Here is an 11,164-nt window from a genome sequence, read left to right as displayed (position 1 = left end):
GGACGATCGCCCGCACGGAGGCCTCAGAGGTACCGCGCGTACGCGTCCAGCACGCCCAGGACCTCCGCCTCGTCCCCCGGCGGCAGCTGGAGGACCACCTCCTCGCAGCCCAGTTCCTCGTAGTGGGCCAGCTTGCCCGGGTTCGGGAGGACCGCGTACGGGACCAACTGGAGGGTCTCCGGGGCGCGGCCCGCCTTCTCCCAGGCCTCGCGGAGCACCGGGAGGGACTCCGTCAGGCCGCGGCCGCCGATCGGCATCCACCCGTCCGTCTGCGCCGCGATCTGCGCGAACAGCTTCGGACCCGCCGCCCCGCCCAGGAGGATGCGCGGCGCGCCGCCCGCCGGCTTGGGCCAGACCTCCGAGGCGCGCACCGAGACCCCGGACTCCCCCTCGTACGCCGTCGGTTCGGGCGCCCACAGGGCCCGCATCAGGTCCAGGCGTTCCCGGCCGAGCTCCCGGCGGGTGGACCAGTCGACGCCGTGGTCCGCGGCCTCCTCCCGGTTCCAGCCGAAGCCGACGCCCAGCGTGAACCGGCCCCCGGAGAGGTGGTCGAGCGTGGCGACCTGCTTCGCCAGCACGATCGGGTCGTGCTGGGCGACCAGGGTGATGCCCGTGCCGAGGCCGAGCGTCTCCGTGACCGCCGCGGCCTGCCCCAGGGCCACGAACGGGTCGAGCGTCCGCGCGTACTCCCGGGGCAGCTCCCCGCCCGCCGGATAGGGCGTGTCACGGGAGACGGGGATGTGGGTGTGCTCGGGGAGGTAGAGCCCCGCGAAGCCGCGCTGCTCCAGCTCGCGCGCGAGCCGCACCGGGCTGATGGTCTCGTCGGTCAGGAAGATCGTGGTCGAGATCCGCATAGCCGCACGGTAGGGGGTGCGGCGCGGAATTCCGAGGGGTACGCGGGGCCGGCTCGTCAGGAACGGGCCGGGTCCACCGCCCGCTGCTCCGCCGCCAGGTCCCCGTACCCGCCGTGCTCCCACACCCTCTCCCGGAAGCGCTGGAGCGTGAGCGGGGTCCGGTCCTCGCCGGGGACGCCCTCGAAGTGGACCGTGCCGCAGCGGTGGCAGTACCAGCCGTGCGACCAGAGTTCCTCGGCGCGGTGCCGTCCGCGCGTCAGGCGGGCGAAGGCGGCCTTGCGCCGCCGCAGCTCGACGACGACCAGGACGGTGACGACCAGCGCGAGCGCCGAGACCCAGCCCAGGAACCCCAGGTCCGGGCCGAGACGGGGCGGCGGCCCGAACTGCGCGAAGTCCGGCACGGGCAGGTGTACGTCGTGCGGCTCATGGCTCCCCCTTCTTCCACGGTCGCGCTGTGGGACGGGAGGACGCCGTCGCCCGGTTCCTTCCGGCCCGTTCGAAAACCGCCTGCGGCTTCCCGCACCGCCCCCTACCGTGTCCGGGTGCTGAAGCGAATCGAGGCGTACTACGACGCCGTCCCCCGTTCCTCCGCCCGCGCCGAGGACTTCGGGCCGCTGACCCTCTTCGTGCAGGAGGGGCAGGGCTGGCCGTACTACGCCCGTCCGGCGCTCGGGCACGAGGGCGAGGTGTCCGCCGGGGCCGTGGAGGAGGTGCGGGCCCGGCAGCGGGAGCTGGGCGTGCCCGAGGCCTTCGAGTGGGTCGCCGAGACGACGCCGGGGCTGCGGGCCGCCGTGGAGGCGACCGGACTCACCGTGCACGAGCACCCGCTGATGGTCCTGGAGGGCGCGCCGCTCGCCGTACCGGAGCCCGCGGGCTTCACCGTACGGATGGTGGGCGCCGACGACCCGGCCCTGGAGAGCGCCGTCGCCGCCCCGTACGCCGCCTTCGAGGCGGAGCCGCAGCCCGGCACCACCGCGCGGGTCGCCGACCGGATCACCGCCGGCTGGACCCGGCTCGCGGCGGCCCTCGACGGCTCGGGGAACGCCCTCGCGGCCGGCCAGCACCAGCCCGTCGGGGCCGTCTCCGAGGTCGTCGGCGTCGGCACCGTCCCGGCGGCGCGGCGCAGGGGCCTCGGGCTCGCGGTCACGGCCGCCCTCGTCGCGGACGCCCGCGCCCACGGCACGGAGCTCGTGTTCCTCACGGCCTCGGACGCGGACGTGGCCCGGCTCTACGGGCGGCTCGGCTTCCGCAGCGTCGCGACCGCCCTCATCGCGGAGGCCTGATCGCGGAGGCCTGATCGAGGAGGCCTGATCACAGCCGCTCGATCCCGGGCCCGGAAGAAAATCTCGAAAAACTTCTCCGGCCGTGTCACATCCTCGGCGCGCGCTCCGTCAGTGCAGTGAAAGCGACGCACGAAGCGAACCGAACCGAGGAGCAGTCACCATGGCGCACACGCCCCAGGCCCGCATGACGAACCCCGCCCACCTCCTGGCCGACGCCGCTCCGGCGATCCAGAACCTGGTCAAGGCCACCCGTCAGGGCGGCGTCGACGAGTCGATCCTCGAGCTGGTGCACCTGCGGGCCAGCCAGATCAACAGCTGCGGCTTCTGCGTCGACTACGGCGCCAAGAGCGCCAAGAAGAACGGCGTCAGCGACGAGAAGCTGTTCGCCGTCGCCGCCTGGCGCGAGGCGCCGTACTTCTCCGACGAGGAGCGCGCGGCCCTCGCCCTCGCCGAGGCGGCCACCCGGCTCGCCGACGTCTCGGACGCCGTGCCGGACGAGGTGTGGGACGCGGCCGCCGACCACTTCGACGAGAAGCAGCTCGCCGCGATCGTGCTGATGGTCGCCGTCACCAACCTGTTCAACCGGATCAACGTCACCGTGCGGCAGCCGGCCGGCGTGGGGTTCTGACCATCAGCACGTCCACCGGGTCCTCGGACTCGAGCCCGAACCCCTCCCTCTCGTAGAGACGGCGGGCCGCGCTTCCCTGCAGGACCACGAGCCGGACGGGTACGCCCTCCGCGTCGGCCCGGTCGAGCAGGCCGCGCAGCACCGCCGTCCCGAGGCCCCGGCCCCGGGTCGAGGGGGCCAGGTAGAAGTGCTCCAGCCAGAGCCCTTCGCCGTCCTCGTACGGGCGCACCGTGACGCACCCGGCGAGGGCGCCGTCCACCTCGATCACCGAGGTGTGCTCCGGCGAGAAGCCGTCCCGGAGCCGCTGGCGCACCCGGTGCTCGTCGTAGCGGCCGAGGCGCACCAGGTCCTCGCGCATGGCCTCGGCCCGCAGCTCGGCGATCGGCTCGACGTCCTCCGCGCGGCCGGGCCGCAGCGCCCAGTTCGTTCCCCGATACATGTACGCATCCTAAGGAGTCCTCCATGTCCGTACGCATGCCCAACCCCGCCACCGTCCTGCCCGAGGCCATGCCGGCCATCTTCCAGCTCATCAAGGCGGTCCAGTCCGGCGGCGACGTGCCCGCCACCACCCTGGACCTGGTCCACCTCCGGGCGAGCCAGATCAACGGCTGCGGGTACTGCGTGGTCGGCGGCGCCCTGAAGTCGCAGAAGGAGGGCGAGACGGACGAGCGGCTGCACGCCGTCGCGGCCTGGCGGGAGACCCCGTACTTCACGGAGGCGGAGCGGGCGGCGCTGGCCCTCGCCGAGTACGCGACCCGGCTCGCGGACCGTCCGGACGCCGTGCCGGACGCGGTGTGGGACGAGGCGGCCCGCCACTACGACGAGAAGCAGCTGGCGCAGATCGTGCTGTGGCTCGGGGTCACCAACCTCTTCAACCGGATCAACGCGACGACCCGGCAGCCGGCCGGCGCGACCTGGTAGTCGTAACCGGACCCCCGCCGTCCGCGTTGGTGCGGGCATGAAGAGGATCCTCACCGCAGCCGCCCTGACCGTCTTCGCCGCCGCCGGCGCGGCCGCCGGGACCGCGTCCGCCGACACCGGCGGCATGAACCTTCCGTCGGTCGTCCCGCTCAGCGGCGTCCTGACCCCCAAGGCGAAGCCCGCCGGCACGCCCGACCTGCCGCCCGCCAACGCGGCGGTGGAGCGCCTGCTGCCCGGGCACCACTGACCCGCACGAGACCGCACGACGCACGACGCACGAAGGCGACGGGACCCCCCACGGGCCCGCCGCCTTCGCGTTTCGTGGACGCCTCGGGGGCGTCAGTCGGCGATCACCATCGACGGGGTCTCCTTCGTCAGGACCTCGCCGCGGAAGAACGCGGGGCTCCGGCGCTGCATGACCAGCATGATCACCACGCCGAGGAGCAGCAGCCCGACGCCGATCACGAAGACCGAGCCGACGCCGAAGACCGCGGAGCCGGAGCCGTACGCCGGGTCCCACATGTCGTAGAGGGTCTTGCCGAAGACGGCGGTGAGCATCAGGCCGCCGAGGAGCGGGATCACGCCCTTGAAGGCGAGGTCACGGGCCGAGTCGAAGAGCTCGGCGCGGAAGAACCAGACGCAGGCGAAGGCGGTCAGCGCGTAGTAGAAGCAGATCATCAGGCCGAGCGCGTAGATGGTGTCGACCAGGACGTTCTCGCTGACCAGGGTCATCACGGTGTAGAAGACGCCGGTGGCGACGCCGGCCACGATCGTGGCCTTGCCGGGGACCTTGAAGACGGGGTGGACCCGGGCGAAGGACGGCGGCAGCGCCTCGTAGCTGGACATGGCGAGGACCGTGCGGGCGACCGGGATGAAGGTGGTCTGCAGGCTCGCGGCGGCGGAGGCGAGGACGGCGACGAAGAGCGCGATGCCGAGGACGGGGCCCATGACGGGGCCCGCGAGGGCGGCGAAGACGTTGTCGGAGGTCTCCGGGTTGGCGAGGCCGAGGCCCTTGTCGCCGGAGCCGACGACCATCTGGGCGGCGACGCCGGTGGCCAGGTAGGAGCCGACCAGGACGACCATCGAGATGAGCGCGGCGCGGCCCGGGGTCTTGTCGCTGTCGACGGTCTCCTCGTTGGCCGTGAGGCAGGTGTCCCAGCCCCAGTACATGAAGATCGACAGCGAGAGGCCGGCGGTGAAGGCCGCGAAGGAGCCGACGGAGAAGGGGTTCAGCCAGGACCAGGAGAAGCTCGCCCCGGTCGGGAAGTCGACCGAGCCGGCCTTGGAGAAGGCCATGACGACGAAGACCGCGAGGACGGCCAGCTGGAGGCCGACGAGGGTGTACTGCACGCCCTTGGTGGCGGTCATGCCTCGGTAGCTGATCGCGGTCGCGGCGGCGATCAGGGTGAGGCAGGTGAGGATGTGGACGGCCTTGTTGTCGTCCAGGGCGGCGATCGAGGGGTTGCCGCTGATCTCCCCGGCGAGCAGCCAGAAGTACGAGGTCGCGACGCCGGCCAGGTTGGACAGCACGATGATCGTCGCGATGACGAGGCCCCAGCCGCACATCCAGCCGACCTTGGGGCCGAAGGCCTTCACGGTCCAGGTGAAGGAGGTGCCGCAGTCGGGCATGCGCTTGTTGAGCTCGCGGTACGCGAACGCGACGAGCAGCATCGGCAGGAAGCCCGCGAGGAAGACGGCGGGCATCTGCAGGCCGACCTCGCCGGCGGTGGAGCCGAGCGTGGAGGTCAGGCAGTAGACGGGGGCGACGGTCGAGATGCCGATGACGGCACTGCCGAGCAGGCCCACGGAGTTGCCGCCGAGGCCCTTGGTGCGCACGCCGGAGGCGCCGCCCTGAGCGTCGGCGCCCCTTACCGTGTCTCCGGCCTGGGGCCGTACGTCCACCTGAGTCATGAACTCGACGTTAAATGCTGCGGTTTCCACATCCGGAGGATCGGACTCCGCTCATTTGATCGATCATCGCCTTGCATTGCGCGGGTCGAACCGGACACTCGCCATTGATTGAAAGATCGACCAACCGGACGAGTCGGTCAACCGACAAGTCCGGTGGCGAGTGTCCGATATGCGGGAACCGCAGCCGTGCCCCAAATGTCCGTTTCAAAAATTTCCCGTGAAATTTTCGAGACGCTCCTCACCCCGGCCAGACGACCGCCTGGAGCTCGCTGTACGCGTGCAGCGCGTACGAACCCACGTCCCGTCCGACACCGCTCTTCTTGAAGCCGCCGAACGGCGCCTCCATGTTCCGGCCGATCGTGTTCACGCCCACCCCGCCGGCCCGCAGCCGGGCCGCGACGCGGAACGCGCGGGCCACGTCGCCCGACCACACGTAGTCGATCAGGCCGTAGTCGCTGTCGTTCGCGAGCGCGATCCCCTCCTCCTCGTCGTCGAAGGGGACGACCACGACGACCGGGCCGAAGATCTCCTCGCGCACCACCCGCATCTCGTTGGTGCAGTCGGCGAGCAGCGTCGGGGCCACGTAGAAGCCCTTCGCGAAGTCCGGACGCTCACCGCCCGCGACCACCCGGGCCCCTTCCTTCCTGCCCAGGTCGACGTACGACTCCACCCGGTCGCGGTGGGCCGCCGAGATCACCGGGCCGACGACCGTCCCCTTCTCCGCCGGGTCCCCCACCTTCATGAAGCCCAGGTAGCCGGTCAGCTTCTCGATCAGACGGTCGTGGATCCCGCGCTGGGCGAGGACCCGGGTGGGAGCGGTGCAGATCTGGCCGCTGTAGAAGGCGAAGGTCGTGCCGATCCCCATCACCGCCGAGTCCAGGTCGGCGTCGTCGAAGACGAGCGCGGCGCCCTTCCCGCCCAGCTCCATCAGCTGCCGCTTGAGCGAGCGGCCGCAGACCTCGCCGATCGCCTGCCCGACGGCCGTGGAGCCGGTGAAGGAGACCATGTCGACGTCCGGGGAGTCGACGGCCGCCTCGCCGACCGCCTGCGCGGAGCCGGTGACGACGTTCACCACGCCCGCCGGGACCCCGGCCTCCTCCAGGGCCCGGGTCATCGCGTACACGGAGAGCGGGTCCTGTGGGGCCGGCTTCACCACGACCGTGTTGCCCATCGCGAGCGCCGGGGCGATCTTGCCGGCCGGGTTGGCCCAGGGGTTGTTGTACGAGGTGATGCAGGTGACGACGCCGACCGGGCGCCGTACCGCCACCGCGCCGAACACCCCGGCCTTCCCCATCGGGCCGGCCTCGTTGATCTGCGGGGGCAGCGCCTGCTCGACCGGTTCCATCGCCCCGCGCGCGTACCGGCGGAAACGGGAGGCGCCGACCGCGACCTGCATCCCGCGCGCGGTGCCGGTGGTGGCCCCGGTCTCGGCGCGGGCGAGGAGCGTGTTCGCCTCGGCGTCCCGGGCCATCAGGTCCGCGGCCCGGTCGAGGATCGCCGCCCGCTCCTCCGGCTTCGTGCGGGACCAGCTCGCGAAGGCGTCGCGGGCGGCGGCGGCCGCCTCGTACACCTGCGCCCGGGAGGCCTCGGGCGCGAGCCCGACGACCTCCTCGGAGGCCGGGTCGACGACCTCGTAGTGCCCGCCGTCGGGCTCGACCCACTGCCCGCCGATGAAGAGCTTCTCCGCCTTCACGCTTTGAGTCGTCACTGCGTGCTCACCGTCCTCGTGTCACGGCCCGAGCGCAGGACGCGCCCCGGGATCGCGCCGGTCACCTCGTCGTCCCGTACCGTCTCCACGCCGTTGACCCGCACCGACACGATCCCGACCGCGCGCGAGTCCAGGCGCGGGCTGTCCCCCGGCAGGTCGTGCACGAGGGTCGCCGGGCCCGCGTCGATCCGCTCCGGGTCGAAGAGGACCAGGTCGGCGTGGAAGCCCTCCGCGATCCGGCCGCGCTCCCGGAGCCCGAAGAGCCGGGCCGGGTCGTCGCTCAGCATCTTCACCGCCCGCTCCAGGGGGACCAGCTTCCGGCCGCGCAGGCAGTCGCCGAGGAAGCGGGTCGTGTACGGGGCGCCGCACATCCGGTCCAGGTGCGCGCCCGCGTCCGAGCCGCCGAGCAGGACGTCCTCGTGCTGCCAGGTCTCGGCGCGCAGGGCCCAGGAGGCCGGGTCGTTGTCGCTGGGCATCGGCCACAGGACGGTCCTCAGGTCGTCGTTGGCGCAGATCTCGACGAGGGCCTGGAAGGGGTCCTGGCCGCGCTCGGCGGCGATGTCGCCGACGACGCGGCCGGTGAGGCCCTCGTTCTCCCTGCTGTACGTGTCGCCGATGACGTACCGGCCGAAGTGCGCGAGCCGCCGGAAGACCCCTGCCTCCCTGGAGTCCGCGCGCCGCAGCATCCCGGCCCGCACCTCGGGGTCGCGGAGCTTCGCGATCCGCTCGGGGACGGGCAGGCCGAGGACCTCGCCCCAGCCCGGGATGAGGTTGAGCGCGCAGAAGGTCCCGAGGGACATGTTCATGGGGGTGAGGATCGGCATCGTGAGCGCCACGATCCGGCCGCCGGACTTCCGGGCCCGCTCGGAGGCGGCGAGCTGGCGCGGGACGCGCTCGGGGACGGCGGCGTCGATGGTGAGGACGTTCCAGTTGAGGGGACGGCCCGCGGCGGCGGTCATCTCGACGAACAGGTCGATCTCGTCGTCGGAGAACTGGTCGAGGCAGCCGGCGAGGATCGCCTCGATCTGGGTCCCCTCGTGCTCTCCGACGGCCCGGGAGAGGGCGATCAGCTCGGCGGGGGCGGCGTGCCGGGAGGCGACGGGGGCGCCGTCGCCGTCGGAGTGCGTGGAGGACTGGGTGGTGGAGAGGCCCCAGGCTCCGGCGTCCATGGCCTCCTTGAGGAGAGCCACCATCTGTGCGAGCTGCTCGGGGGTGGGCTGCCCGCCGACGGCGTCGGCGCCCATCACGTACCGGCGCAGGGCGCAGTGGCCGACCATGAAGCCGGCGTTGACGGCGATCCGGCCGTCGAGGGCGTCCAGGTACTCGGCGAAGGAGGACCAGCTCCAGTCCACTCCCTCTTCGAGGGCCTTGAGGGCCATGCCCTCGACCTTCGACATCATGCGGCGCGTGTAGTCGGCGTCCTCGGGGCGGTCGGGGTGCAGCGGCGCGAGGGTGAACCCGCAGTTGCCGCCGGCGACGGTGGTGACGCCGTGGTTCATGGACGGGGTGGCGTACGGGTCCCAGAAGAGCTGGGCGTCGTAGTGGGTGTGCGGGTCGACGAAGCCGGGCGCGAGGACGAGGCCGGTGGCGTCCTCGGTGGTGCGGGCGGTCGCCCCCGGTTCGGGGAGGACGATCCGCCCGTCCCGTATGCCGACGTCGGCGACGCGGGCGGGGGCGCCGGTGCCGTCGACGACGGTGGCGCCCTTGATCAGGTGGTCGAGCATGCCGGTCCCTCTCTGTGGTGCGTGACCGTGGACGTGGGTGTGCCCCGGACCGGGGCCGCCGCGGAACGGCCTCCGGCCGGGGCAGGTACGGGGCGGCGGTCCGGGAAGACACCGCCCCGCGCTTCGTCGTGCGCCCGCCTCAGGACCCCGCCGACTGCCTCATCCGGGTCGTCCGGTGGACCGGGTCCGTGTCGATCTCCGGGATCACGTGCTCCCCGATCAGCTTGATCGAGTTCATCGTGTCCTCGTACGAGATCCCGATCGGGAGGCCGAAGGACAGCTGGTCGGCCCCGGCCTGCTCCCAGCGCTTGCACTGCGCCAGTACCTCGCTCGGGTCGCCGCAGATCATCAGCTCCTCGGCGATGAGGAGTTCGATGATCTCCGCGGAGTACTCGGGCAGCAGCTCGGGCCACTCCGGGATGCCCTCCGGCCGGGGGAACGTGTCGTGGTAGCGGAAGAGGAGGGACTGGAGGTAGTTCAGTCCGCCGCCGACCGCGATCTCGACCGCCTTCTCGTGCGTCTCCGCGCAGATCGCCGTCGACGTCACCATCACGTTGTCGTTGACGAAGTCGCCGACCGCCTTCGCCTCCTTGATCGCGTTCTTGTAGGACTCGACGACCCACTCCATGTCGGAGACCTTCTGGACGCTGAAGCCGAGGACGCCGAGGCCCATCTTCCCGGCCATGGCGTACGAGGACGGGGAGCCGGCCGCGTACCACATGGCGGGGTGGGACTTCCCGTACGGCTTGGGGAGGACCTTGCGGGGCGGGAGCGACCAGTGCTTGCCCTGGAAGCCGGCGTACTCGTCCTGGAGCCACATCTTGGGGAACTCGGCGATGGTCTCCTCCCAGATCTCCTTCGTGTGGTTCATGTCGGTGATGCCCGGCATGAACCCGAGGATCTCGTGGGAGCCCGCCCCGCGACCGGAGCCGAACTCGAAGCGGCCGCCGGAGAGGTGGTCGAGCATGGCGACCTTCTCGGCGACCTTGACCGGGTGGTTGACGGGTGCGAGGGGGTTGAAGATGCCCGAGCCGAGGTGGATCCGGTCGGTCGCGTGGGCGAGGTAGCCCAGGTAGACGTCGTTGGCGGAGAGGTGCGAGTACTCCTCCAGGAAGTGGTGCTCGGAGGCCCAGGCGTACTTGAAGCCGGACTTGTCGGCCTGGATGACGTACTCGGTCTCCTCCATGAGCGCCTTGTGCTCGGCCTCGGGATCGGTCTCGGCGCGCTTGCCGACGTATCCCTGTACGAAGATCCCGAATTCCAAGGAAGTTCACCGCCCTCTTTCATGTTTCTGACGATCCGTCAGATTCATCGATGTGCCCGACTCTCGCACCGCCGTGCAGGTGCGTCAATACCTGATGAGGCGTCAGAAAAGGCTGACGCCGGCCAGCCAGCCGCCGTCGATCACGAACGGCTGGCCCGTGATGTACGCCGAGTCCGCCCCGGTCAGGAAGAGCGCCAGGGCCGCCACCTCGTCCGGCCGCCCGATCCGCCCGAGCGGCACGAGCTTGCGGTAGAGCTCGGCCGTGGCGGCCGGGTCCACGCCCTCCGGGTTGCTCATGGGGGTGTCGATCGCGCCCGGGCAGACGGCGTTCACCCGGATCCCCTTCCCGGCCAGCTCAAGGGCGGCGACCCGGGTCAGGCCGAGGACGGCGTGCTTGCTCGCCGCGTAGGCGCCGACCCCGGCCATGCCGGTGAGACCCGTGTACGAGGCGGTGTTGACGATCGTCCCGCCGCCCGCCGCCGCGATCTCGGGCGCGACCGTACGGATGCCCAGGAAGCAGCCGGTCTGGTTCACGGACACGATCGCCTGGAACTCCTCCAGGGGCGTCGAGACCAGCTCGTTGAAGCGGAGGATGCCCGCGTTGTTGACGAGGCCGTCGATCTTCCCGAACCGCTCCTTGGCCGCCGCCACGGCCGCCGCCCAGTCGCCCTCGCTCGTCACGTCCAGACGGACGTACGCCGCCCTGTCCTCCCCCAGCTCCTTGGCCAGCGCCCCGCCCGCGTCGTCGAGGACGTCCCCGAGCACCACCTTCGCGCCCTCGGCGGCGAACAGCCGCGCCTCCTGCTCGCCCTGCCCGCGCGCCGCCCCGGTGACGAGGACGACCCGCCCGTCGAGCTTTCCCATGTCCGCA

At 71.8% G+C, this 11,164-nt stretch carries 12 protein-coding genes; 4 read left to right on the top strand and 8 right to left on the bottom strand.

The features are described 5' to 3' along the window. Positions 1-23 precede the first annotated feature (23 nt). Together GGE06_RS33765 and GGE06_RS33760 are read right to left on the bottom strand one after the other, a co-directional pair. Complete coding sequence (locus tag GGE06_RS33765; protein ID WP_116160450.1) at positions 24-854, bottom strand: LLM class F420-dependent oxidoreductase; 831 nt, start codon at positions 852-854, stop codon at positions 24-26. A 56-nt stretch (positions 855-910) separates the two neighbouring features. Further along, complete coding sequence (locus GGE06_RS33760; protein WP_116160449.1) at positions 911-1,255, bottom strand: hypothetical protein; 345 nt, start codon at positions 1,253-1,255, stop codon at positions 911-913. Between the two features lie 141 nt (positions 1,256-1,396). Between GGE06_RS33760 and GGE06_RS33755 the strand changes: the two genes are divergently transcribed. Both GGE06_RS33755 and GGE06_RS33750 read left to right on the top strand, forming a co-directional pair. Continuing rightward, positions 1,397-2,137 carry a GNAT family N-acetyltransferase gene (locus tag GGE06_RS33755; RefSeq protein ID WP_312883395.1) on the top strand — a complete coding sequence of 247 codons (741 nt, stop codon included), beginning with the start codon at positions 1,397-1,399 and terminating at the stop codon, positions 2,135-2,137. Positions 2,138-2,297: 160 nt separating this feature from the next. Next, positions 2,298-2,765 carry a carboxymuconolactone decarboxylase family protein gene (locus GGE06_RS33750; protein WP_184932570.1) on the top strand — a complete coding sequence of 156 codons (468 nt, stop codon included), beginning with the start codon at positions 2,298-2,300 and terminating at the stop codon, positions 2,763-2,765. Here GGE06_RS33750 and GGE06_RS33745 read toward each other — a convergent pair. Next, the gene (locus GGE06_RS33745; RefSeq protein ID WP_116160447.1) at positions 2,731-3,204 is read right to left on the bottom strand and encodes a GNAT family N-acetyltransferase; all 474 of its coding nucleotides are present in this window, start codon (positions 3,202-3,204) and stop codon (positions 2,731-2,733) included. The two genes, GGE06_RS33750 and GGE06_RS33745, sit on opposite strands and share 35 nt — an antisense overlap. 23 nt (positions 3,205-3,227) lie before the next feature. On the opposite strand from GGE06_RS33745, the gene GGE06_RS33740 reads away from it, so the two are divergent. Together GGE06_RS33740 and GGE06_RS33735 are read left to right on the top strand one after the other, a co-directional pair. Further along, positions 3,228-3,686 carry a carboxymuconolactone decarboxylase family protein gene (locus GGE06_RS33740; protein ID WP_184932569.1) on the top strand — a complete coding sequence of 153 codons (459 nt, stop codon included), beginning with the start codon at positions 3,228-3,230 and terminating at the stop codon, positions 3,684-3,686. Positions 3,687-3,723: 37 nt separating this feature from the next. Beyond that, positions 3,724-3,933 carry a hypothetical protein gene (locus GGE06_RS33735; RefSeq protein ID WP_184932568.1) on the top strand — a complete coding sequence of 70 codons (210 nt, stop codon included), beginning with the start codon at positions 3,724-3,726 and terminating at the stop codon, positions 3,931-3,933. A 92-nt stretch (positions 3,934-4,025) separates the two neighbouring features. Here GGE06_RS33735 and GGE06_RS33730 read toward each other — a convergent pair whose 3' ends face one another. The 5 genes from GGE06_RS33730 to GGE06_RS33710 form a co-directional block, all read right to left on the bottom strand. Next, complete coding sequence (locus GGE06_RS33730) at positions 4,026-5,597, bottom strand: APC family permease (protein ID WP_116160444.1); 1,572 nt, start codon at positions 5,595-5,597, stop codon at positions 4,026-4,028. Positions 5,598-5,835: 238 nt separating this feature from the next. Further along, entirely contained in the window at positions 5,836-7,290 is a 1,455-nt protein-coding gene (locus tag GGE06_RS33725) for an aldehyde dehydrogenase family protein (RefSeq protein ID WP_184932652.1), read from the bottom strand. Between the two features lie 11 nt (positions 7,291-7,301). Further along, complete coding sequence (locus GGE06_RS33720) at positions 7,302-9,029, bottom strand: N-acyl-D-amino-acid deacylase family protein (RefSeq protein ID WP_116160442.1); 1,728 nt, start codon at positions 9,027-9,029, stop codon at positions 7,302-7,304. Between the two features lie 139 nt (positions 9,030-9,168). Continuing rightward, positions 9,169-10,293 (bottom strand): LLM class flavin-dependent oxidoreductase, encoded by a 1,125-nt coding sequence (locus GGE06_RS33715; RefSeq protein ID WP_116160441.1) that lies wholly within the window; start codon positions 10,291-10,293, stop codon positions 9,169-9,171. A gap of 102 nt (positions 10,294-10,395) precedes the next feature. After that, positions 10,396-11,157 carry an SDR family NAD(P)-dependent oxidoreductase gene (locus GGE06_RS33710; RefSeq protein WP_116160440.1) on the bottom strand — a complete coding sequence of 254 codons (762 nt, stop codon included), beginning with the start codon at positions 11,155-11,157 and terminating at the stop codon, positions 10,396-10,398. Positions 11,158-11,164 lie beyond the last annotated feature (7 nt).

It is taken from the genome of Streptomyces nymphaeiformis (genome assembly GCF_014203895.1).
In the GTDB taxonomy this organism is placed as follows: Bacteria; Actinomycetota; Actinomycetes; order Streptomycetales; family Streptomycetaceae; genus Streptomyces; species Streptomyces nymphaeiformis.
This window is presented reverse-complemented; position numbering and strand designations above follow the sequence as displayed.

Excerpts from the sequence above, each read along its gene's own strand:
- GGE06_RS33765 (WP_116160450.1), bottom strand. The coding sequence starts at position 854 with ATGCGGATCTCGACCACGATCTTCCTGACCGACGAGACCATCAGCCCG.
- GGE06_RS33750 (WP_184932570.1), top strand. The coding sequence starts at position 2,298 with ATGGCGCACACGCCCCAGGCCCGCATGACGAACCCCGCCCACCTCCTG.
- GGE06_RS33745 (WP_116160447.1), bottom strand. The coding sequence starts at position 3,204 with ATGTATCGGGGAACGAACTGGGCGCTGCGGCCCGGCCGCGCGGAGGAC.
- GGE06_RS33740 (WP_184932569.1), top strand. The coding sequence starts at position 3,228 with ATGTCCGTACGCATGCCCAACCCCGCCACCGTCCTGCCCGAGGCCATG.
- GGE06_RS33735 (WP_184932568.1), top strand. The coding sequence starts at position 3,724 with ATGAAGAGGATCCTCACCGCAGCCGCCCTGACCGTCTTCGCCGCCGCC.
- GGE06_RS33730 (WP_116160444.1), bottom strand. The coding sequence starts at position 5,597 with ATGACTCAGGTGGACGTACGGCCCCAGGCCGGAGACACGGTAAGGGGC.
- GGE06_RS33720 (WP_116160442.1), bottom strand. The coding sequence starts at position 9,029 with ATGCTCGACCACCTGATCAAGGGCGCCACCGTCGTCGACGGCACCGGC.
- GGE06_RS33710 (WP_116160440.1), bottom strand. The coding sequence starts at position 11,157 with ATGGGAAAGCTCGACGGGCGGGTCGTCCTCGTCACCGGGGCGGCGCGC.